Source organism: Mesorhizobium kamtschaticum, assembly GCF_056174585.1.
This window is the reverse complement of record NZ_CM149691.1, coordinates 5,486,531-5,508,648: the sequence shown is the minus strand read 5'-3', so window position 1 is coordinate 5,508,648 and position 22,118 is coordinate 5,486,531. Positions and strand designations below refer to the sequence as shown.

Genomic DNA, 22,118 nt, shown 5'->3' with positions numbered 1-22,118 from the left:
GTGTTTCAGCCGTATGCTACCTCTCACCCAAAGCTATACTTCCGCCATCCAGTCGAAACAAGACCATGGGGAGGATGCCGTGAAGGCCGACAATTTTTCCAAGCTCAGATCCGATCGTGTCTGGCTAACCGCCGATACGTGCAGCATCGACGATTTTGCGGCGTCCACGCAACGGACCACAAATCTGGCGGACTATCCGTTCGCGTCCGAGGTGAAGAAGAACGTCCTGATCTACGACGGTGCCGCGGTTCGCGCGGCCGCTGGCAATCCGGCCCTGCGCAAGGTGCTTCTCGCCGAGTGGGTCGAGGCGATGACGGACGGCCCAGGTGTCGTCGTCTTTCGCAGCGCTTTCGAAGATGTGGCTCCAGTCGATGCCGCCACCGAGGCTTTCAACGCCATCATCGCCGAGGAGCGCGCGGCCGGGGCAGGCGGCGGCGATCATTTTGCCAAGCCCGGCGCCAACGACCGGGTGTGGAACGCGCTGGAAAAGCTTTGCCTGCGCGACCCCGCAACCTTTGCCGCCTACTACGGCAACGACATTATCGCGCTGATATCGGAAGCCTGGCTCGGCCCGGCCTATCAAGTCACATCGCAGGTGAACAATGTCAGGCCGGGCGGCGCGTCCCAGTCGGCGCACCGGGATTATCATCTCGGCTTCCAGACCGCATCGGTCATCGAACGCTATCCGGTGCATGTCCATCGGATTTCGCCGGTGCTGACGCTGCAGGGCGCCGTCGCCCATTGCGACATGCCGGTAGAAAGCGGTCCGACGCTTTACTTGCCCTATTCCCAGACCTATCTGCCTGGATACCTGGCGATGAACCGCCCCGAATTCCAAGCCTATTTCACCGAGCATCATGTTCAACTGCCCCTGAAAAAAGGGGATGCGGCGTTCTTCAATCCGGCGCTGTTTCATGCCGCCGGCACCAACAGGTCGGCCGACATCCAGCGCATGGCGAACCTGTTGCAGGTCTCATCGGCCTATGGCCGCGCCATGGAGAGTGTGGACCGGACCCGCATGAGCGCGGCCCTCTATCCAATTGTCCAGCGCATGCTGGGCGATGGCAGCCTGATCAGGCAGGCAGCGGACAATGCCATAGCGTCGTCGGCGGAAGGCTATTCCTTTCCGACCAACCTCGATCGCGACCCGCCGCTCGGCGGCCTTGCGCCGGAAACACAGCAGGCGCTTTTCCATCGCGCACTGGATGCAGGTTGGGAACCGGCCGTCTTCGTGGAGGCGCTCGAGAAGCAGGCACGCAAGAAGCTGACCTGAGAAAGGCAGCTGCTGCACTTCGCACCGCTGGTGGCGCGCGGCCGAGCCTGCGTACGAGAGCCCGTGTACGTTGGCCTGACCGCGCGCCCGCACGTCATTGGCTCGATGCCAGACAACGTACGATCTCGTGAGGTGGTGCTGCGTCTCAGAACATCCTGGCGACAGCCATGCACAGCACCGTGATGGCCAGCAGCCGCGCGGCAATGCGTTCGCCAGTCGCCATTCTGGCGCGCAGTTGCGTTTCGGTTTCCGCATTGGCGCCGGCAAGCCGCCGGCTGGGCGTCCTGACCATGGCGCCGAGGACGCCGGCGGCGGCGAAGGCGGTCAGAATGCCAAGCGCCAGTACCATCTCCGTCGAGCCAAAATAGGCGCCGTGGAAGAAATACCACAGCAGCGCCCCGGTCAGGAAAACCATGCCGGCGGCGCCCAACTGTGGCCGGATGAAGCGCTCGGCCCGGATCTCGGGATCGCGCGCCAGCGTGACCGTCGTGCCGGCCCAGAACACGCCTGCCAGGACATGAAGACCGATGACGACGATATAGACATATTGCATACCGGCTCTCCTCTTTCGCCTGATGGCATCTAATAGTTAGATATCTAACTGTTAGATGTCAATGTATAAACGCGAGCCTGTTCCATCTGGGAAAAACACCGTCTAGTGTCTTGCGATGACGCCCTTTGAACGCCCGCCGGTCGGCATGAATCTCGGCCGCACCGCCAAGCTTGTTGCGCAGGCCTTCGACGCCGCTCTGGTCGAGGCCGGCGGTACATTGCCGGTGTGGCTGACATTGTTGTCGGTTAAGTCGAATGGGCTAGCCAACCAGCGCGAGCTTGCCAGCATGATCGGCATCCAGGGCGCGACGCTCACCCACCACCTCAACGCGATGGAGACGCAGGGCCTGCTGACGCGCCGCCGCGATCCTGTGAACCGAAGGGTCCATCTCGTCGAATTGACGGAGGCGGGAGAAGCGCTGTTCGAGACGTTGCGACAAGCCGCACTTGTCTTCGACAAGCGGCTTCGCACCGGGCTGCCCGACGAGCGTCTGGCGGAGTTCGCACAGGTGCTGGCGGCGTTGCGAGACAATGTAGAGAGCTAGGAAAACCGGCCCGTCGGCTCAGTCATAGCTCTGGATCGCTCCAAAAGCATAGCCGCGCAGTTTGAGCGCGGTGATCAGGTTGGTGAGCTGCGTCTTGCCGTCAAAACCGTCCTGGAACATCTCGTCATGCATCAACAGGATGAGCTTGCCCGGCTTGGCGAAGTGGCCATAGCCGAACAGGTGGTCGATCTCGCTGACCAGATGATCGACGCTCTGGACCGGCTCGCCACTGTCCTTGTGCACCCATTCATGGTCCCAGCCATAGAGATAAAAGCCGGAAGCGGCGACGAACTCGTAGTCGGGGTCCTCGCGTCCGGCCTGCGCGGGGCCGAGCGAGTTGTCGTTCTTTGACATCGAAGGCAGACGGAACACATCGCGTCCGGGCAGGCGCGCATGCACCGCGGGCTTCAGGCCCAACACGGCATTCGCCATGAGCATGTCGGCAACTACCCCTTCCGTGTCGCTGTAGAAGTGCCGGTAGTGGTTGTAAGCGTGGCTGTAGCTGTGGTTGCCGATCGTCACCAGCGGCATCGCCTTGGCGCGCCGCACCAGCGCCTTGTTGGCCGCACTGGCCTCGGCATGCATGCCGACCATGAACAGCGTTGCCGGAACCTGTTCTGCCGCCAGCACGTCGAGAATGTTGCTGGTGCCGTTCAGCGGGCCGTCGTCGAAGGTGAGATAGATGGTGCGATCCGCCGCATAGGCTGGCAACGCGGACATCAACATGGCCGCCAGGACAAACCGAAAGAATGTCATAAGCCGCACGATCCGGTTGTTGTCGCGACAGGCCGCCATTTCAGCGGCTGGTTGTCAAGCCGGGCTGGATTCTGCCTAAGACAGGCTGCCCTGCAGGACCCGCAGTTTGGCCTTCTTCGGCATGCGGGCGGTCAGCCACTCCAGCGCCTTGTCCTGCGGCATCGGGAAGGCGATGGAATAGCCCTGCACCTGGTCGCAGCCGATCGCCATCAGCGAGTCGAGTTCGGCCTCGGTTTCCGCACCCTCGGCGACGATGGAGATGCCGAGGCCGCGGGCAAGCTCGGTGATGGCGCGCACGATCTTCGAATTGTCGCCATTCTCATGGATGTTCTGGACGAAGCGGCGGTCGATCTTGAGCCGGTCGATCTCGTTGGGATTGACATGGCTGAGCGACGCGTAACCGGTGCCGAAATCATCGAGTTCCAGATGGACGCCGGCGGCCCGGATGTGACGCAGCTTTGCCGCGATGCCTGTCTTCTCATCATCCAGGATGACGGATTCGACGATTTCCAGCGACAGTTTCTGTGGCGGCAGTCCGGCCTTTTCCAGCGTCTCGAACAGAAACGCATCGAAATCGTGCTCGCGCAACTCGGTGCCCGAGACATTGACGGCGAGCCGTCCGAAGGCAATGCCGGCACGGTTCCATTCAGCGGCCTCGTTGATCGCCTTGCTGATCACGATGCGGCCGATCTCCGGCATGAAGCCGCATTTCTCGGCGACCGGGATGAATTCGCCCGGCGAGATCATGCCGCGCTCGTGATGGTTCCATCGCACCAGGGCTTCGATGCCGCTGATGGTGCCGTCGGTCAGCGAAACCTGCGGCTGGAAATAAACCTGGAACGCCTTGTCCGCGATGGCGACCTTGATGTCATGCTCGAGTTGCTTGCGGTAGTCGAGCTCGCGGCGCAGTTCCTCCGAGAAGAACGAGAAATTGCCGCCGCCCATCTTCTTGGCGGAATAAAGCGCCAGATCGGCATGGACGAGCAGGTCCTGCGCATTGTCGGCATCGATCGGATAGACGGCGATGCCGCCGCTGGCGCCCGGAAGAATGGTGGTGCCCTGGAAGACGATCGGCTCGTTGATATGCGCCAGGATGCGCCGCGCGAGCATGTTGATGTCTTCGGTGCTGCCGGCGCCGTTGAGGATCATCACGAATTCGTCGCCGCCGAGCCGCGCGCACAGATCCGACGCCCGGCAGGAATCGCGCATGCGCTGTGCCGTCACCACCAGGACATAGTCGCCGGCGGCGTGGCCGAGCGTATCGTTGATCTGCTTGAAGCGGTCGAGGTCGAGTTGGACGACAGCCAGGCGTTCGCGCCGCCGGTGCGCGCCCTTGATCAGCGTCTCGAAATGATCGGTCAGGAAGGTGCGGTTGTGCAGGCCTGTCAGGCCGTCATGAACCGCGATGAAGGCCATCGAATTGCGCGCATCGACCAGCTCACGCGTCTTGCGCAGGATCGCATTGGACATCGGCCTGAAGATGAACAGCGCCACCAGCAGGATGACGCCGAGTGTGGCGTAGAACAGCGTGCGGTGCAGGGTGAGCAGCTTTTCGGAGCGCTCGTCGGCTTCGGCGCTGATACGCTGTCCGAGGGCGGCATAGCCCGACAAGGTAGCATTGGCGACCGAGGCATCGAGGTTCACGCGTTCGGCGCCGCCTTTGTAGCCTTCATTGTCGACATGGTTGAGTTGCGATTCAAGGGCGGAGATCAGACGGTCGCCATTGGCGATCAGTCCGACCGAGAAGTAATCGAGATGGAAGGGCTTGGCGAAAAGCACGCTCTCGATCGACTTCGAATCGAGCTTGGCCGGCGATTCCGGATCCGCGCCGGTCTGCTTGAGCAGCAGATCGTAGTTGGTCTCGAACTCCGCCGTCGCCTGCTTGAGCGCGCTGACCAACGCCGGCTGCTTGTCGCGCGAGGCGGCACCCGTTGCACTGGCCAGGAAGACGATGCGCTGCGACAACGTCTTCTGCGTGCCGACGATGTCGAGCAAGGTGTGATTGTGCTGCTGTGTGGCCATCGTCTGCTGCAGCAGGACGAAGGACGCCGCCACCATGGCGGCAATGATCAGCAGCGCCAGCCAGTAGCCGGCTTTGATCAGCAGGATAAGCTTGCCTGAAACGGTATGCACCGGCTGCTGCGACATGTTCGGGGGCGGCCCTCTCGCCAACGGATTCCTGTATGAGCACCATTGAACTGCAAACGTTAACAGGACTGGAAATCGACAGCTGGCCGGCAAGGGGGAGATGCGGAAAGATCGCGAAATGGTTATCGCCTCCTTTCGCCGCCGGCCTGCATTTGACCATTCATTGTCCCATGCGTTCCCGAGTGGTCGCTTGGGCGATGTCCATGGCGTCTGATTTGATGCTGCCCGGCCACCCGATCCGGTCGCTTTTGCGATGGATTTTTCGCGCGAGCGGGACGACAGTCTGCCCACGTCAAAACGAGGCCTGATCATGACCGCAGCATTTCTCTCCCATATCGACAGCGAGCTTGCCGGGCTCAAATCGGCCGGCCTCTACAAGTCCGAGCGGGTGATCTCCTCGATGCAGTCGGCGCAGATCGAGGTCGGCGGCGAGAAAGTGCTGAACTTCTGCGCCAACAACTATCTCGGCCTCGCCGACAGCGCCGACCTGCGAAAGGCGGCCACCCAGGCGCTCGACCGTTACGGCTACGGCATGGCGTCGGTGCGCTTCATCTGCGGCACGCAGGAGGAGCATAAACAGCTCGAGGCGACGATCTCCTCCTTCCTCGGCCTGGAGGACACCATCCTCTACGGCTCCTGCTTCGACGCCAATGGTGGCCTGTTCGAGACGCTGCTTGGCGAGGAAGACGCGATCATTTCTGATGCGCTGAACCATGCCTCGATCATCGACGGTGTCAGGCTGTCGAAGGCCAAACGATTCCGCTATGCCAACAACGACATGGCCGATCTCGAGGCGCGGCTGAAGGAAGCCAGGGATTGCCGTTTCCGGCTGATCGCCACCGACGGCGTGTTTTCGATGGACGGCATCATCGCCAACCTGAAAGGCGTCTGCGACCTTGCCGACAAATACGATGCGATGGTCATGGTCGACGACAGCCATGCGGTCGGCTTCGTGGGCAAAAATGGCCGCGGCTCGGCCGAGCATTGCGGCGTCGAGGGCAGGGTCGACATCATCACCGGCACGCTCGGCAAGGCGCTCGGCGGCGCTTCCGGCGGCTATACGTCAGGCAGAAGCCAGGTGGTCGACTGGCTGCGCCAGCGCTCGCGGCCCTACCTCTTTTCCAACACGCTGATGCCGGCGATCGCCGGCGCCTCGATCAAGGTGTTCGACCTGATCCGCAATGGCGATGCCTTGCGCGAGCGCCTTTATGCCAATGCGGCGCGGTTCAGGTCTGAGATGGGCAAACTCGGCTTCACGCTGGCAGGGGCCGACCATCCGATCATCCCGGTAATGCTGGGCGACGCGACGCTGGCGCAGGAGATGGCGGCGCGCATGCTGAAACGCGGCATCTATGTCATCGGCTTTTCCTTCCCGGTGGTGCCCAAGGGCCAGGCGCGCATCCGCACCCAGATGTCGGCTGCGCATTCCATTGCCGATATCGATCGTGCGGTGGAGGCTTTCGCTGCGGTCGGCAAGGAGCTGGGCGTGATTTCCTGAGCAGCCGGCGGCGAAAAGCGATTCCGGATCAAGAGATTCAAGGGACAAAAGAATGTCGAACATGATGAAGGCGCTGGTGAAGGCCAAAGCCGAGCCGGGCATCTGGATGGAAGAGGTGCCGGTGCCGGAGATCGGTCCCAACGACGTGCTGATCAAGATCAAGAAGACAGCGATCTGCGGTACCGATGTCCACATCTACAATTGGGACCAGTGGGCGCAGAAGACCGTGCCGGTGCCGATGGTCACCGGCCATGAGTTTGTCGGCACCGTCGCCGATTTCGGCGCGGCGGTCACTGAATACAAGGTCGGCCAGCGCGTCTCGGGCGAAGGCCACATCGTCTGCGGCCATTGCCGCAACTGCCGTGCGGGCAGGGGGCATCTGTGCCGCAACACGCTCGGCGTCGGCGTCAACCGGCCCGGCGCCTTCGGCGAGTATCTGGCGATCCCGCAGCACAATGTCGTGCCGATCCCAGACGATGTGCCGGACGAGATCGCCGCGATCTTCGATCCCTTGGGCAATGCCGTCCACACGGCATTGTCTTTTGACCTCGTCGGCGAGGACGTGCTGGTCACCGGTGCCGGGCCGATCGGCATCATGGGGGCGCTGGTGGCGCAATGTGTCGGCGCGCGAAAAGTGGTCATCACCGACATCAATCCGGTGCGGCTGGCGCTGGCGAAAAAGCTTGGCGTCCAGCATGTCGTCGATGCCTCGAAGGAAAAGCTGCGCGACGTCATGCCGGCGCTCGGCATGACCGAGGGTTTTGACGTCGGCCTCGAAATGTCGGGCGCGGCCCCTGCCTTCCGCGACATGATCGACACCATGAACAATGGCGGCAAGATCGCTATTCTGGGCATCGCGCCGACCGGCTTCGAGATTGACTGGAACAAGGTCATCTTCAAGATGCTGCATCTCAAGGGCATCTACGGCCGCGAAATGTTCGAGACCTGGTACAAGATGATCGCGCTGGTGCAGGGCCCGCTGGATGTGTCCGGCCTGATCACTCATCGCATCGGCATCGACGATTTCCAGACGGGGTTCGATGCGATGAGGAGTGGCAGTTCGGGCAAGGTGGTTATGGACTGGTAGGAATCGATAGAGACGTCGAGTTCCTTCGCGCCCCCTCTGTCCTGCCGGACATCTCCCCCACAAGTGGGGAGATTGGCAGTTTCGGCGCGTCGCCCATTCCTCCAACGTTGGCGATTGGCGAAAGCCTGCGTGACGTCCGATCTCCCTCCAAGTGGGGGAGATGTCCGGCAGGACAGAGGGGGCGCTGTTCCTCCAGCCTATCAACTCTTCCTTCCTTCCAACGCCCTCTCTAGCGCCGCCACCCCACCGACGACGGCCGCGCGCTCGTCCACACCAAGCCTCGCCAACAATTCCCGCTCAAACGCCTGCGCCAGCGGCACCATCTCGCGATAGGCGGTAAGTCCAGCCTTGGTGAGCGCCAGATGTTCAACACGGCGATCGCTCTCGTCAGGCGTGCGTGTCAGCCAGCGCCGCCGTTCCAGCTCAGCCACCGCGCGCGACACCTTGGTCTTGTGCATGGCCGACTGCTCGCCGAGCTCTGTCGCCGTCATCGTGCCGCGCTGGCCGAGGCCTGAAAGTGTGCGCCACTCCGGTCGCGTCAGCCCGTGGCGATCCCGGTAGATCTTCGAGAATTCGCGGCTGACGGCATCGGCCAGCCGGTAGAGCCGATAGGGCAGGAAGCTTTCCAGCTCCAGAATGTCGGGTTCCATGACGCGCCGTGACCGTTGATAGTTACATTTTCAATGGTTACAAATGAAACCAGTTTGGTCAACATCGCCGGCAGGCCAGGTTTCGTGAAGCTTGGAGCCGGGATCAGGGAGGATCGGATGGCCTTTTCCTACATGCCGGGCTTCGGCAACGATTTTGAGACCGAAACCTTGCCCGGCTCGCTGCCGCAGGGGCGGAATTCACCACAACGGCCGGCTTACGGCCTCTATGCCGAGCAGCTTTCCGGCTCGCCCTTCACCGCGCCGCGCGGCACCAATGAGCGCTCCTGGCTCTATCGCATCCGGCCAAGCGTCAAGCACACCGGTCGCTTCAAGGCGGCGAGCTATCCGTTGTGGAAGACAGCCCCCAATGTCGGCGATCACGAGCTGGCGCTGGGCCAGTATCGCTGGAATTCGGTGCCGATGCCGAAAGAGCCGACCGACTTTGTCGCCGGCATGCGCTCGATCACCACGGCCGGCGACGTGCTCGGACAGACCGGCATGGCAGCCCATGTCTATGTCGCCAACACATCGATGGTCGACGACCATTTCTTCAACGCCGACGGCGAGTTGCTGGTCGTGCCGCAGGCCGGCGCCCTGCGTCTGGTGACGGAGATGGGCGTCATCGAGCTTCGGCCCGGAGAGATCGCCGTTTTGCCGCGCGGCCTCGTCTTCAAGGTCGAACTGGTCGACATGGAAGTACGCGGCTATGTCTGCGAGAATTACGGCGCCAAGCTGACCTTGCCCGATCGCGGCCCGATCGGCGCCAATTGCCTGGCCAATCCGCGCGACTTCAAGACGCCTTGCGCCTGGTTCGAAGAGAAGGAAACGCCGTGCCGGCTGATCGTGAAATGGTGCGGCAATTTCCATGTCACCGAGATCGGCCATTCACCGCTCGACGTCGTCGCCTGGCATGGCAATTACGCGCCCTACAAATATGATCTGGCGACGTTTTCGCCGGTCGGCGCCATCCTGTTCGACCACCCAGATCCGTCGATCTTCACCGTGCTGACCGCGCCAAGCGGCGAAGAGGGCACCGCCAACATCGACTTCGTTATCTTCCCGCCGCGCTGGCTGGTTGCGGAGAACACGTTCCGGCCGCCCTGGTACCACCGCAACATCATGAGCGAGTTCATGGGCCTGATCCACGGCCAGTACGATGCCAAGGAAGAAGGTTTTGTGCCCGGCGGCATCAGCCTGCACAATCTGATGCTGGCCCATGGGCCGGATGCGCCTGGCTTCGAAAAGGCCTCGCGCGCGGAGCTGAAACCGGTCAAGCTCGACAACACCATGGCCTTCATGTTCGAGACCCGTTTCCCGCAGATGCTGACCCGCTACGGCGCCGAACTGGAAACCCGGCAGGACAATTACATCGACTGCTGGGCCGACCTGAAGAAGCGCTTCAATGGCACGCCCGAGGGCGACTGGTCTTGATGAGCGATCGGCTGGTGCTTCTCGGCTCGAAGGGCGGCCCGGCGTTGCGGCCGGGCGGGCCGTGGCCGAGCTCATCGCTGCTTGAGATCGGCGGGCGGACCATCGTCGTTGATTGCGGGCTTGGCGTGACCCGCGGCGTCGTCGATGCCGGCATCAGCCTGAAGGCGCTCGACCTGATCTTCATCACGCACCTCCATTCCGATCATGTGCTGGAACTGGGGCCGTTGATCCACACCGCCTGGACGGCGGGGCTGGCGACACCGGTCAATGTGTTCGGGCCTGCTGGCACCGGCCATTACTGGCGGCGCTTCTGCCAGGCGATGGAATTCGACATTGAAATCCGCATCGTTGACGAAGGCCGGCCCGACATTCGCGAGCTGGTTTCGGTCAACGAGTTCGGCGAGGGGCAGGTGGTCGAGCGAGGCGGCCTGAAAGTGACGGCGCTGCGTGTCGACCATCCGCCGGTGACCGACTGCTTTGCCCTGCGCTTCGAGCATGGCGGCAAAAGCGTGGTGTTTTCCGCCGATACGGCTTTCTTTCCACCGCTCGCCGATTTTGCCGAGGGTGCTGATGTTCTCGTCCATGAAGCCATGCTGGAAGAGGGCATCGAGCGGCTGGTTGCCAGAACCGGCAATGGCGCGCGGCTCAGGGAACATCTGCTCGCCAGCCACAGCCTTGCCGAAGAAGCCGGGCGCATCGCCAGCGACGCTGGGGTGAAGAGACTGGTGCTCAACCACCTCATTCCGGCCGACGATGCCGAGATCGGCGAGGCGGATTGGATCGCCGCTGTCAGGAAAACATGGGCCGGCGACTTGACGATCGCCCACGACGGCCTTGTTGTGGAGTTAAGCAGCAGGAAAGCTGCACAAGGAGAGGGAACCGCATGAAGCTGGCCACATTGAAGGACGGGACGCGCGACGGAAAACTCGTTGTCGTCTCGCGCGACCTGACGCAGTACACCGATGCCTCGTTCCTGGCGCGCACGCTGCAGGCGGCACTCGACGATTGGCGCAGGGTCTCGCCGCATCTCGGCACAATCGCGGAATCGCTGGAGAACAATGCGGTGCCGTCGGCGCGCTTTCACGAGCACGACGCGCATTCGCCGTTGCCGCGTGCCTATCAGTGGGCTGACGGGTCCGCCTATGTGAACCATGTTGAACTGGTGCGCAAAGCGCGTGGCGTCGAGATGCCGGCGAGTTTCTGGACCGACCCGCTGATCTACCAGGGCGGGTCCGATTCCTTCATTGCGCCGCGCGATCCCATCCGCATGGCCGACGAGGCTTTCGGCATCGACATGGAGGCGGAAGTGGCCGTCATCGTCGACGACGTGCCGATGGGCGCAAGCCTCGATGAAGCGCGCGCCGCGATTCGGCTGGTCATGCTGGTCAACGATGTCACGCTACGGGCGCTGACCGGGCCGGAACTGGCCAAGGGCTTCGGCTTCTTCCAGTCGAAACCCTCTTCGGCCTTTTCGCCGGTCGCGGTGACGCCGGACGAGCTGGGCGATGCCTGGGATGGCGGCAAGGTCAGTCTGCCGCTGCTTGCCGACCTCAACGGCAAGCCCTTCGGCCGCGCCAATGCCGGCGTCGACATGACCTTCGATTTTCCGGCGCTGATCGTGCATGCGGCCAGGACAAGGCCACTGGTGGCGGGTACGATTATCGGTTCGGGTACGGTCTCCAACAAGCTCGATGGCGGTCCGGGCAAGCCTGTTTCGGCCCGTGGCGCCGGCTATTCCTGCATTGCCGAAGTGCGCATGATCGAGACCATCGAGGCGGGTGAACCCAAAACACCGTTCCTGCGCTTCGGCGACACGGTGCGCATCGAGATGAAGGACAGAGCCGGCCATTCGATCTTCGGCGCCATCGAGCAGAAGGTCGAGAAATATCAGGGATAATAGCGGGAGTATGGAATGACGGGGGAGGTGTTCTATCTGCTGGCCGGTGTCTGGGCACTGGCCATACTAGCCGTGTTCATCCTGGCCATCCAGCTGAGCTATCGTATCGAGGCGCGCTCGCCGGATCTGACCAACCGCAGCGGCTTCCCGCGCAAGGCGATGATGTTTCACACCATCACCAACATGAAAGTCGCACGGGACGAGGAAACGCAAGCCATGCGTCGGCGCATGAACGGGTTGCTGCTGATCGTTCTCGCCGGGTTCGCGATTATGGGGCTAGGCTTGCATCTGGTGCGGTCAGGGGGATGATCTCGTGACCCTGTTGGATCATCTGCGCCGCATGGCCGGCAACAATCTCTGGTCGAACGACCGGCTCTATCGTGCCGTGCTGGCGCTCAAGCCCGGTGAGTTCGAAGCCGAGCGCACCAGCTTTTTCCCGTCGATCAAGGCGACGCTCAACCACATCCTCGCGGTCGATTATCTCTATCTCGATTTTCTCGAAGAGGGCGGCGTCGGCGCCGCGGCCCATGATGATTTCGTGCCCTTCGACGAGCGGCGGGAACTCTATGTTGCCCAGGTTGCGGCCGACCGGCGGCTGATCGCCTTCTGTGATGGCCTGTCGGAGGCCGATCTCGATCGCCATGTCATCACCGACCGGCGCGAGGACGGCATGATCCCCGAAAAGATCGGCGACATCCTCGCCCACGTCTTCCTGCACGACATCCACCATCGCGGCCAGGTGCACGCCATGCTGTCCGGCACCTCGGTGGCGCCGCCGCAACTTGACGAGTTCCTGCTCGATTATGATGTGAAGTTGCGGGAGAAAGAGGTCGAGCGGCTGGGGTTCAAGATCTGATTTTTGCGCATGGCCCATAAGCGGGCCACGTGCAATCCGCCCGACCTGAACCTTATTCCGCCGCCTGAACCTTGATCACGCCGCGCTTGATCTGGTCCTGCTCGATCGATTCGAACAGCGCGCGGAAATTGCCTTCGCCAAAGCCTTCGTCGCCCTTGCGCTGGATGAATTCGAAGAAGATCGGTCCGATCACGGTTTTCGAGAATATCTGCAGCAGGATCTTGGTCATGCCGCCATCGACCACGCCTTCGCCGTCGATCAGGATGCCGTGCTTCTTCATCCGCTCGATCGGCTCGTCATGGCCGTTCACCCGGTCATAGGACATGTCGTAATAGGTTTCCGGCGGGCCGGGCATGAACTTCAGCCCGTTGTCGGCCAGCTTGTCGGTGGCAGCGTAGATCTCGTCGGTGCCGACAGCGATGTGTTGGATGCCTTCGCCATTGTACTTCTTCAGATACTCGGCGATCTGGCTGGTCTCGTCCTTGGATTCGTTGAGCGGAATGCGGATCTTGCCGCAGGGCGAGGTGATAGCGCGGCTGACCAGGCCGGTGATCTTGCCGTCAATGTCGAAGAAGTGGATCTGCTTGAAGCCGAACAGATTGCGGTAGAAATCCCACCATTTGTCCATCTGGCCGCGATAGACATTGTGGGTCAGGTGGTCGAGGAAATAGAAGCCGACGCCTTGCGGCCGCGGATCGCGCGCGCCGAGCCATTCGAACTCGGCATCATAGGCCGAGCCCTTCTTGCCGTAGGTATCGATGAAATAGAGCAGTGAGCCACCGATGCCGACGATCGCCGGAACATCGAGCGCTTTGTCGTCGCCTTCGTAAGGCGTCGCGCCCTTTGAGACGGCGTGGTCGAACGCATACTTGGCATCGACCACGCGCCAGGCCATCGAGGCGGCGCACGGGCCATGCTTGTCGGCGAACTTCATCGCATGCGAGCCCGGCTCGGCATTGACGACATAGTTGATGTCGCCCTGGCGCCAGACGGTGATGTCTTTGGTCCGGTGCTTCGCCACCGCCGCATAGCCCATGCGGGTGAACAGCTCGGCCAGCTTCTGTGGCTCCGGATGCGCGAATTCGACGAACTCGAAGCCATCGGTGCCGGCAGGGTTGTCCTTGCTGATCGTGGCGGGCGGGGCGTCGTGCGGGAAAGGACCCATGGCATTCCTCCAAAAAGCTGGCTTGGCCTGAAAAGGCCATCTCATGCCATCATAGCGCGGAGCCGGTGCATGGTGCTTGCATTCAAACGCTTGAAATGATGATGTCATGCGTGAAACATGCATGATGAGAGACAAAACCATGGATGAGACGCGCATTGATCAGTTTGACCGCAAGATAATGGCGCTGCTGCAGGGCGACGCGCGGCTCACCAACAACGATCTCTCGGAGCGGGTGAATCTGTCGGCGTCGCAATGCTCGCGCCGCCGCCAGCGGCTCGAGGAGGACGGCTATATCAAGGGCTATCGGGCGGTACTCGACCGCGACAAGCTCGGCTTCTCGCTGGTCAACGTCATCTCGGTAACGCTTGCCACCCACAATCGCGACAATGCCAGGCGCTTCGGCGAGTTAGTGGCGCGGCTGCCCGAGGTGCAGGAGGCGCACGCGCTGACCGGTGAGATGGATTACATCCTGAAAGTGGTGACGCCCGATCTCAAATCATTGTCGGAATTCGTCAATGGCGTGCTTCTGCCGCATGAATCGGTGCAGCATGTGAAGACGGCTATCGTGCTGGAAACGCTCAAGGAAACCGGTGCTCTGCCGATTTGAGGTGTGTCGATATTCAGGTGAGGCCGGCCTGCAAATGCCAGCTTCCTGCGCTTCCGGCCTTCGCCGGCCGAAGCACTCGTGAGTAGCGTGGCAACTAAGGCTACGGCCGGTGCTCATATGTGGACGGCCCCCTGCTTGCAAGGCTCGGTTGGGATGGTTTGATCGGATCGCTTGCGCTCATATGTCCGGCCTTTTGCGCGCGGATTTGTGAGCGCTGGCCAAGATGGGCTTCACGGATAGCGAGTTCCAAACACGTACACGACATTGGCTGCCGGTGAGCACCTCGGAATGCCTCGCTTGTCCCGGTTCGACCGGTCACGCCATCTTCTCCTCTGCTTGCAAGTTCCGGCCTCGACGTCGAACGTGAACTCGACGCCGAACTCTGATCTCTTACGGCTGCACCGAGGTCGGATGGATGGCGCTGATAGGGCGATAATGCTCGCCGCTGACCATCAACCTCCAGGCGATCCGAGCGAGCTTGTTGGCCAGCGCCACCGCTGCCAGCTTGGGAGCTTTGCGCGCAATCAAGGCCCGTAACCAGGGCCAGACCCGTTTGCTGCCACGCCGCATGTGCTGGATGAGAGCGGTCGCGCCCGCCACCAGCACACTTCGCAGCATCTCGTCGCCGGCGCGGGTAATTACGCCGAGCCTGTTTCTACCTGCTGTTGAATGGTTCTTCGGCGTCAGTCCGAGCCAGGCGGCAAAGTCCCGTCCCGATCTGAAGCCATGCGCATCCGTAACCTTGATGGCCAGCAGCGTCGCTCCGACGGGACCAACCGCCGGTATGGCGGCCAACCGCTGGCTCACTTCGCTCTGTCTGTGAAGCGCAAGCAGCTTCTCATCGAGCGTGGCGACCTCGGCGCTGATATGCGCATAATCGCGCGCCAGCGTCTCGAACATGTCCCTGGCCGTGTCCGGGATCGTCACATCAGCGCGAATGTCAGCCAGCAGATCGCCGAGGCGGGAAAGCCCCTTGGGCGCGACAAGACCGAACTCCGCCGCAAAGCCTCGGATCGAATTGGCGAGCTGCGTGCGCCGGCCGATGAACCGCGCGCGCAGTTTCGCCAGCATTTGCGATCCCAACTGGTCGGCGCTCTTGATCGGAACAAAACGCATCTCTGGCCGGCTCATCGCCTCACAGATCGCCCCGGCGTCCGCCGCATCCGACTTGGAGCGCTTCACATAGGGCTTCACGTACTGCGGCGGCAGCAACACCACTTCATGGCCCAGCGCGCGCAATTCCCGCGCCCAGTAGTGCGCCGCGCCACAGGCCTCCATGCCAATTTTCAGTCCCGAAAGCTCGGCAAAGAAGGCAAGCACCTGATTGCGCCGCAGCTTCTTGCGCAACACCGGCTGTTCAGCTTCATTCACGCCATGCAACTGGAAAACGCTCTTTGACGTATCCATGCCAATGCGAATAAGTTTATCCACGGACGGTCTCCCTGGTTTGAGATCTGCAACGACCTCAATCTGGCACATCGCGATGCCGTCGGGGGCCGTCCACCCAACACGTACTTTAAGTACGCTCCGCTCCGGTTCTCGGAAGCCATCGTTTTCGACTCGGCCTGACCTGAATCTCAGCACACCTTGCGCTGGCGAATTTTCAGCCCTTCGACTGCTGGATCAGCCCGTACAGGTTGGTGCAGCGCGCACCCGAGCGGCAATAGGCGAAGACCGGGCCTTCGAGCGCGTCGAGTGCCTCGGCCTGGTCCTCGACATTCTCGGCGGTGATCTGGCCGCTGATCACAGGGATGTAGCGGAAAGCGAGGCCGGCGGCTTCGACCGCCGAGCCGATGCTTTTGGCTGAGGGTTGGCCGGGCTGCTCGTCGTCCGGCCGGTTGCAGATGACGCTCTTGAAGCCGGCCTCCTTGATGGCGGCGACGTCTTCTGGCTGGATCTGGCCAGAGACCGAATAGTCCTCGCTGATCTCACGATATTCCATGGCAGCATCCTCGCAATCTGGTTTGGCGAGAAGTCTTGCCACTCTCCAGCGGAACCGGCAACACCCGTCAGGTAAAATCCGGCCGACCTTGTCTCGGCCCGACCGGATGGAATGAGAAAATCAGCTTCCGAGGATCGCGCCTTTGATCTGGCGGATGTTGTTGTGCATCATGTCGATATAGGTCGATCCCGGGCCATCGGGCTGCGACAGCGCATCCGAATAGAGCGTGCCGCCCACCTTGATGCCGGTCTCGCTGGCGATCTGTTCGATCAGGCGCGGGTTGGTGATGTTCTCGACGAAAATCGCCGACGCTTTGTCCTGCTTCACCTGCTCGACCAGCTTGGCGACGTCCGCGGCCGATGGTTCGGAATCGGTCGAAATACCTTGCGGGGCAAGGAAGGTCAGGCCGTATTCGTGCTCGAAATAGCCGAAGGCGTCATGCGAGGTGATGACGACGCGCTTGGCTTCGGGGATCGACTGGATCGCCGCCTTCACTTCGCCCTCCAGCGCATCGAGTTTCTTGGTGTAGGCGGCGGCATTGGTCTGGTAGCCGACGCAGCCCTCGGAATCGGCGGCGCAAAACGCCTCGGCGATGTTCTTCACATAGATCTTGGCATTGGCGATCGACTGGAAGGCGTGCGGATCGGTAACCGTCTTGCCGCCGCCGGTGCCGGCACCCTCGGCCGCGTCGGCGTCGGCGAATTCAGGCTTGAAGTCGATCGGCGTCACGCCCTCGGTCAAGGTGATGATAGACGCCTTGGTGGCGCTGGCGTCGACCAGCCGCTGCAGGAAACCTTCAAAGTGCAGGCCGTTGACCAGCACGATATCGGCCTTGGCCATGGCGACTGCATCGGCCGGGCTCGGCTCATAGACGTGGGCGTCGCCATCCGGTCCGACGATGGTGGTGATGTCGACACGGTCGCCGCCGACATTCCTGGCAAAGTCGGCAATGACGGTGAAGCTGGCAACGACTTTCAGCGGGGCCGCGAAGGCTGAGGACGCACCAAAGGCCGTTAATGTTATAACGCTCATCGCCAGGGCGGCGCGGATGGATTTCAGCATGGACGGGGTCTCCTTTCGAGGGGCGAGGGATCAGGCCGTTCTGTGACGGTGATGGATGATGCGGGCGCGCAAAATGCCGCGCGTGCCAAACAGGATCGAGGCGAAGTAGACGACGCCGGCCGACAGGATGATGGCCGGGCCGGACGGCAGCGAGGCGTGATAGGACAGAAGCAGCCCGGCGATGCAGGAGGCAAAGCCGATCAGCACGGCCAGCACGCACATCGGCTCGACGCGCACCGTCCAGAAGCGGGCGGCCGCCGCCGGCAGCATCATCAGGCCGACGGACAGCAAAGTGCCGAGCGCCTGGAAACCGCCAACGAGGTTGAGCACGACGAGGCCAAGGAAGATGAAATGCACCGGGCTGCCCATCTTGCTGACCGAACGCAGGAACAGCGGATCGAGGCATTCGGCGACCAGCGCCCGCCAGAAGATGGCGAGGCTGACCAGCGTCACCGCGACGATGCCGCCAATCAGGATCAGCGCCTCGTTGTTGAGCGCCAGCACCGTGCCGAACAGCACATGCATCAGATCGACACTGGAGCCGCGGATCGACACCATCAGCACGCCGATGGCGAGTGAAATCAGATAGAAGGCCGCCATCGAGGCATCCTCACGTTGGATGGTGAAGCGCGAGACGGCACCGGCGCCGAGCGCCACGACGATGCCGGCGATCAGGCCACCAATGGTCATCGGCAGGATTTCCAGCCCATAGAACAGGAAGCCGGCGGCCGCCCCCGGCAGGATGGCATGCGCCATGGCGTCACCCGACAGGCTCATGCGCCGCAGCATCAGGAAGACGCCGATGGGGCAGGCGCCGAGCGACAGCATCAGCGAGCCGAACAGCGCCCGCTGCATGAAGCCGAAATCGGCGAAAGGGGCGATGAAAAGACCGTAGACCCAGTCCATCAGGCCGCCCTCGGTCCGGCGCCGTGGTGATGGTCGTGATCGTGGCCATCATGATCGTGCCCATGGGCATGATCATGAGTGTGCTCTTCCGGTTCGCACCAGGGCGCGTTTTCCTCCCAGGCTTCGTGAAAACGGCGGGCGCGCAACAGGTTCTCCGGCTTCAGCGTCTCGCGCGTTTCGCCCCAGGCGATCGGCTGGCGGGCCAAAAGCAGCGTCTCAGGAAAATTCTGCCGCACGAGATCGAGATCGTGGACGACGACCATGATGGTGCGTTCCTCGCCGTGCCAGCGCTTGATGAGCGCAATCAGGTCGCCGACCGTCTTGGCATCGACGGCGTTGAATGGTTCGTCGAGCAGGATCAGGTCGGCGTCCTGCAACAGCACGCGGGCAAACAGCGTGCGCTGCAGCTGGCCGCCCGACAGCGTGTCGATCGGGCGCTTCTCGAAGCCGCCAAGGCCTACCGCCATCAGCGCCTGGCTGACGGACTCGCGATCTTCCTTGGTGTAGCGGCCAAGCATGCCGCGTTTCGGCCAGAGGCCGAGCGAAACCAGATCGACGACGCGGGCGGGAAAGGAACGGTCGAGTTCCGATTGCTGTGGCAGGTAGGCGGCGCGCACGCCAGGTGCGCGGACAACCTCGCCGGCCATCGGCTTCAGCACCCCGACGATACCCTTCATCAGCGTCGATTTGCCGGAGCCATTGGCGCCGACCACGGCCGTTAGCGACCCCTTGCGGATGGTGCCGTCGAGATGATGGATCGCCGGGTGGCTGCTGTAGCCCAGCGTCAGGTCACGGAAGGTCAGGCAGGTCTGGGTCATGTCGTTCCGTGGAGCAGCGAAACCCGGCTGCGGGCAGGGGTCGATTGGATATGTGATGTTATTACATTAGTCAACAAGCCAATCGGGCGGAATTGCGACCGGCGGCTCAACTTGCCGTGAATCTCTTCCGCACTGGTCCAAGGGGATTTGGTCCGGGCGGCCTTGCCCGAAGCCCGCGCCAACTCTAAACAGTCGCCACCCATAACAGGAAGGAACCTCCCATGAGCATTCGTCGCATCGATGTTGGCCCGCGCATGAGCCAGATCGTCATCCACGGCAACACCGTCTATCTGGCCGGCCAGGTCGGCGAGCCCAGCGGCAACGTCGCCTCGCAGACCCGCGATATCCTGGCGGCCATCGACGAATTGCTGGCCAAGGCCGGCACCGACAAGACCAAGATCGTTCAGGCGATCATCTGGCTGGCCGACATGGGCACCTTCGCCGAGATGAATTCGGAATGGGACAAGTGGGTGCCGCAGGGCCACACGCCGGCCCGCGCCACCGGCGAAGCCAAGCTCGCCGGCCCGGAATATCTGGTCGAGATTATTGTTACGGCGGCGATTTAAGCGCGGCGCTGGAACTGCCAATCTCCCCCCTTGTGGGGGGTGAGCAGCCGGTTCGCGTCAGCGAATTCGGCGCGCCAGTGGCGCGCCGAAAGGCCCGCGAACGCTGGGACGCTGCCGAAGGCAGCGGGGACCCAGCCCAGCGCAACTGCCCTCCGCTATGGCTCCGGGCGTTCGGCGTTCGAAAAGCCAAATCGTTGGCTTTTCGCCAGCCTTCGGCTGGACACGCCTCACCCCTGCGACGGCGTGAACCTTGCCACCAGCGTGTGGCTTTCCGCCGGATAGACAAACCGGACATGGGTGACCGGGTGTTCCGCGCTCCAGGTGCGGCGCTCGACCACCAGGCAAGGCGCGCCCGGATCGATATCGAGCGCGTCGGCAACAATCTCATCGGCGGCCATGGCACGGATCCGGTGTTCGGCCTCGCTCCAGGGCACGCGGCCGATCAGCCAGGGCCCGGCGGCGATTTCCCTGAACTCTTCGTCTCCGGCTTCAGGGACCGCCGAAAGATTGATCAGCCGCTGCTCGAGTGCGAATGGCCGCTCGCCGGCAAAATGCAGGCCTTCGACCCATAGCAATGACCCTGCGACGGACAGCCCGAGCAGCGCTCTGTCGTCCGCGTTGCTGCGCCGCTTCAGGCGCTCCAGCCGCTCGTAACGATAGGGTAGGCCAAGCGCTTCGACCTCGATCCTGATGTCATGAAGTTCCAGCACCGCTGCCTGCGACTGCGGCTGGCGGACAAAGCTGCCTGAGCGGCGGCGGCGTTCGATCAGCCCGGCCTTGGCCAGCTGCGACAGCGCCTTGTTCACCGTCATGCGCGAGCAATTGTACTCGGTCGTCAGCTCATGCTCGAACGGAATGCGATGTCCGGGCGCCCAGGCGCCGGACAGGATCTTTTCGCTGATGTCGGACAGGATACGCTGGTGCAGCGATCCGCCGCTGTCAGCATCAACTGTCTCGACCGTGCTCATGCCGACAGCGCCGTCATCACAGTGCGAAACCGCTCGGCGATGGCTTCGCGTCTGGCATGCCGGCCGCCGCTGACCTGTTTCTGCCCATGCACCCAGACGCAGTCGACCTTGCTGCCATTGGCGAAGATCCAGGCGTCGAGGATCGCGTCGCCGGTCTTGCCGGCCAGCGAGGGGGTCTTGGCGTCGAGCGAGACAAGATCGGCGGCGCTCCCGACGGCGATCTGCGAGGCGCCGGCGCCAAGCGCGACGCTGCCGCCATCAAGTGCTGCGTCGAACAGCGCCCGGCCGGTCGAGCCCCCGGCCACGGCAAGGACATTGCGGGCGCGGTGGGCGAGGCGCTGCGAATATTCGAGCTGGCGCAATTCGTCGGGCAGTCCGATCAGCACGTTGGAATCGGAGCCGACACCGAAGCGGCCGCCATGCTCCCCGAACAAGGGCGCAGCAAATGTGCCGTCGCCGAGATTGGCCTCGGTGATCGGGCAAAGGCCGGCGATGGCGCCGCTCTTGGCCATGCCGATCGTTTCCGCATCGGTCATATGGGTGGCGTGGATCAGGCACCAGCGCTGGTCGACATCGGCAGCGCCAAGCAGAAATTCGACCGGGCGCGCGCCGGACCAGGCGAGGCAATCCTCGACTTCCTTCACCTGTTCGGCGACGTGGATGTGGATCGGCCCATTCGGCGCCAAAGCAGCAATTTGGGTCAGTTCCTCCGGCGTCGCGGCGCGCAGACTGTGCGGGGCGACGCCGACGACGGCTTGATTCAACGCACGAACCGATTCGCGGCTCTTCTCGACAAGCCGGGAGAACCGATTCACATCGTTGATGAATCGGCGCTGGCCTTCGTTCGGCGCCGCACCGCCGAAGGAGGAGTGCGCATAAACACCGGCAGCAGCGTCAGGCCGATACCCGTTTCGCCAGCCGCGGCGGCGATCCGTTCTGCCATCTCGGCGAGATTGGCGTAGGGCTTTCCATCGCGGTCGTGGTGCAAATAGTGGAATTCACCGACGCGGGAAAAACCAGCCTCCAGCATCTCGACATAGAGCTGCGCGGCAACCGCCTCGACCTGATCCGGTGTCATCGACAGCGCGAAGCGGTACATCACCTCGCGCCAGCTCCAGAAACTGTCGGCGGACGGGCCGCGAAGCTCGGCAAGCCCGGCCATGCCGCGCTGGAAGGCGTGGCTGTGCAGATTGGGCATGCCGGGCACGAGAATGACGTGGCGCTCGTCGCCGGCCTGCGGAGTGGTGCCCGCATCGACGGTGGCGATACGGCCTCCATCGAGCGCGATCCTGACATTGCTTTGCCAGCCCTTGGGCAGCAGCGCCTGTTCCGCAAAGATCGCCGTCACGTCCGCCTCCAAATCTGCATGCCCGAGCGACGAGACCACTTGC

23 protein-coding genes and 1 pseudogene are annotated in these 22,118 nt (G+C 62.6%); 12 read left to right on the top strand and 12 right to left on the bottom strand.

The window, feature by feature from the left end:
• Positions 1-79 precede the first annotated feature (79 nt).
• Positions 80-1,273 carry a phytanoyl-CoA dioxygenase family protein gene (locus AC0V7N_RS27425; protein ID WP_475451337.1) on the top strand — a complete coding sequence of 398 codons (1,194 nt, stop codon included), beginning with the start codon at positions 80-82 and terminating at the stop codon, positions 1,271-1,273.
• A gap of 145 nt (positions 1,274-1,418) precedes the next feature.
• Here the strand turns inward: AC0V7N_RS27425 and AC0V7N_RS27420 are convergent, their stop codons facing one another.
• On the bottom strand, positions 1,419-1,826 hold the full coding sequence (locus tag AC0V7N_RS27420; protein WP_475451336.1) for a hypothetical protein: 408 nt from the start codon (positions 1,824-1,826) through the stop codon (positions 1,419-1,421).
• Positions 1,827-1,941: 115 nt separating this feature from the next.
• On the opposite strand from AC0V7N_RS27420, the gene AC0V7N_RS27415 reads away from it, so the two are divergent.
• Positions 1,942-2,370, top strand: a complete 429-nt coding sequence (locus tag AC0V7N_RS27415) for a MarR family winged helix-turn-helix transcriptional regulator (protein WP_475451335.1) — start codon at positions 1,942-1,944, stop codon at positions 2,368-2,370.
• Positions 2,371-2,388: 18 nt separating this feature from the next.
• On the opposite strand, the gene AC0V7N_RS27410 is transcribed toward AC0V7N_RS27415, so the two are convergent.
• Positions 2,389-3,090 carry a polysaccharide deacetylase family protein gene (locus tag AC0V7N_RS27410; protein ID WP_475451334.1) on the bottom strand — a complete coding sequence of 234 codons (702 nt, stop codon included), beginning with the start codon at positions 3,088-3,090 and terminating at the stop codon, positions 2,389-2,391.
• 111 nt (positions 3,091-3,201) lie between these two features.
• Entirely contained in the window at positions 3,202-5,274 is a 2,073-nt protein-coding gene (locus AC0V7N_RS27405; protein WP_475451333.1) for a putative bifunctional diguanylate cyclase/phosphodiesterase, read from the bottom strand.
• Between the two features lie 35 nt (positions 5,275-5,309).
• On the opposite strand from AC0V7N_RS27405, the gene AC0V7N_RS27400 reads away from it, so the two are divergent.
• The 3 genes from AC0V7N_RS27400 to tdh are packed head-to-tail and all read left to right on the top strand — an operon-like array spanning position 5,310 to position 7,859.
• A complete protein-coding gene (locus AC0V7N_RS27400) occupies positions 5,310-5,582 on the top strand; it encodes a hypothetical protein (RefSeq protein WP_475451332.1) in 273 nt (90 codons plus the stop codon).
• Between the two features lie 2 nt (positions 5,583-5,584).
• Entirely contained in the window at positions 5,585-6,772 is a 1,188-nt protein-coding gene (locus tag AC0V7N_RS27395) for a glycine C-acetyltransferase (protein ID WP_475451331.1), read from the top strand.
• Between the two features lie 52 nt (positions 6,773-6,824).
• Positions 6,825-7,859, top strand: coding sequence for an L-threonine 3-dehydrogenase (gene tdh, locus AC0V7N_RS27390; RefSeq protein ID WP_183458247.1), 1,035 nt, complete (start codon positions 6,825-6,827; stop codon positions 7,857-7,859).
• 200 nt (positions 7,860-8,059) lie between these two features.
• Here tdh and AC0V7N_RS27385 read toward each other — a convergent pair whose 3' ends face one another.
• Positions 8,060-8,509 carry a MarR family winged helix-turn-helix transcriptional regulator gene (locus tag AC0V7N_RS27385; protein WP_475451330.1) on the bottom strand — a complete coding sequence of 150 codons (450 nt, stop codon included), beginning with the start codon at positions 8,507-8,509 and terminating at the stop codon, positions 8,060-8,062.
• 117 nt (positions 8,510-8,626) lie between these two features.
• Between AC0V7N_RS27385 and hmgA the strand changes: the two genes are divergently transcribed.
• Genes hmgA through AC0V7N_RS27360 form a run of 5 tightly spaced genes read left to right on the top strand, consistent with a single transcriptional unit; the run spans position 8,627 to position 12,693 of the window.
• Positions 8,627-9,940 (top strand): homogentisate 1,2-dioxygenase, encoded by a 1,314-nt coding sequence (gene hmgA, locus AC0V7N_RS27380; RefSeq protein WP_475451329.1) that lies wholly within the window; start codon positions 8,627-8,629, stop codon positions 9,938-9,940.
• Entirely contained in the window at positions 9,940-10,827 is an 888-nt protein-coding gene (locus AC0V7N_RS27375; protein WP_475451328.1) for an MBL fold metallo-hydrolase, read from the top strand. Before hmgA ends, AC0V7N_RS27375 begins: the two co-directional genes overlap by 1 nt.
• Complete coding sequence (locus AC0V7N_RS27370) at positions 10,824-11,837, top strand: fumarylacetoacetate hydrolase family protein (RefSeq protein WP_475451327.1); 1,014 nt, start codon at positions 10,824-10,826, stop codon at positions 11,835-11,837. The genes AC0V7N_RS27375 and AC0V7N_RS27370 overlap by 4 nt, the downstream gene beginning before the upstream one ends.
• Positions 11,838-11,852: 15 nt before the next feature.
• Positions 11,853-12,146, top strand: a complete 294-nt coding sequence (locus AC0V7N_RS27365; RefSeq protein ID WP_475451326.1) for a hypothetical protein — start codon at positions 11,853-11,855, stop codon at positions 12,144-12,146.
• 4 nt (positions 12,147-12,150) lie between these two features.
• Complete coding sequence (locus AC0V7N_RS27360) at positions 12,151-12,693, top strand: DinB family protein (protein ID WP_475451325.1); 543 nt, start codon at positions 12,151-12,153, stop codon at positions 12,691-12,693.
• A gap of 52 nt (positions 12,694-12,745) precedes the next feature.
• Here AC0V7N_RS27360 and hppD read toward each other — a convergent pair whose 3' ends face one another.
• On the bottom strand, positions 12,746-13,858 hold the full coding sequence (gene hppD / locus AC0V7N_RS27355) for a 4-hydroxyphenylpyruvate dioxygenase (RefSeq protein ID WP_475451324.1): 1,113 nt from the start codon (positions 13,856-13,858) through the stop codon (positions 12,746-12,748).
• Positions 13,859-13,997: 139 nt separating this feature from the next.
• Between hppD and AC0V7N_RS27350 the strand changes: the two genes are divergently transcribed.
• Positions 13,998-14,465 (top strand): Lrp/AsnC family transcriptional regulator, encoded by a 468-nt coding sequence (locus AC0V7N_RS27350; RefSeq protein WP_032933331.1) that lies wholly within the window; start codon positions 13,998-14,000, stop codon positions 14,463-14,465.
• A 390-nt stretch (positions 14,466-14,855) separates the two neighbouring features.
• Here the strand turns inward: AC0V7N_RS27350 and AC0V7N_RS27345 are convergent, their stop codons facing one another.
• The 5 genes from AC0V7N_RS27345 to aztA form a co-directional block, all read right to left on the bottom strand.
• Entirely contained in the window at positions 14,856-15,896 is a 1,041-nt protein-coding gene (locus AC0V7N_RS27345; protein ID WP_475450569.1) for an IS110 family RNA-guided transposase, read from the bottom strand.
• A 172-nt stretch (positions 15,897-16,068) separates the two neighbouring features.
• On the bottom strand, positions 16,069-16,407 hold the full coding sequence (locus AC0V7N_RS27340; protein WP_475451323.1) for a protein tyrosine phosphatase family protein: 339 nt from the start codon (positions 16,405-16,407) through the stop codon (positions 16,069-16,071).
• A gap of 120 nt (positions 16,408-16,527) precedes the next feature.
• Complete coding sequence (aztC, locus tag AC0V7N_RS27335) at positions 16,528-17,469, bottom strand: zinc ABC transporter substrate-binding protein AztC (RefSeq protein ID WP_475451322.1); 942 nt, start codon at positions 17,467-17,469, stop codon at positions 16,528-16,530.
• 30 nt (positions 17,470-17,499) lie between these two features.
• A complete protein-coding gene (gene aztB / locus AC0V7N_RS27330) occupies positions 17,500-18,375 on the bottom strand; it encodes a zinc ABC transporter permease AztB (RefSeq protein WP_475451321.1) in 876 nt (291 codons plus the stop codon).
• Positions 18,375-19,193 (bottom strand): zinc ABC transporter ATP-binding protein AztA, encoded by an 819-nt coding sequence (aztA, locus tag AC0V7N_RS27325; protein ID WP_475451320.1) that lies wholly within the window; start codon positions 19,191-19,193, stop codon positions 18,375-18,377. The genes aztB and aztA overlap by 1 nt, the downstream gene beginning before the upstream one ends.
• Positions 19,194-19,414: 221 nt before the next feature.
• Between aztA and AC0V7N_RS27320 the strand changes: the two genes are divergently transcribed.
• A complete protein-coding gene (locus AC0V7N_RS27320) occupies positions 19,415-19,759 on the top strand; it encodes a RidA family protein (protein WP_475451319.1) in 345 nt (114 codons plus the stop codon).
• 227 nt (positions 19,760-19,986) lie between these two features.
• Here AC0V7N_RS27320 and hutC read toward each other — a convergent pair whose 3' ends face one another.
• Both hutC and AC0V7N_RS27310 read right to left on the bottom strand, forming a co-directional pair.
• Entirely contained in the window at positions 19,987-20,727 is a 741-nt protein-coding gene (hutC, locus tag AC0V7N_RS27315) for a histidine utilization transcriptional repressor HutC (protein WP_475451318.1), read from the bottom strand.
• Positions 20,724-22,075 (bottom strand): annotated as a pseudogene (locus AC0V7N_RS27310) (formimidoylglutamate deiminase). Before AC0V7N_RS27310 ends, hutC begins: the two are co-directional and overlap by 4 nt.
• Between the last annotated feature and the right edge of the window lie 43 nt (positions 22,076-22,118).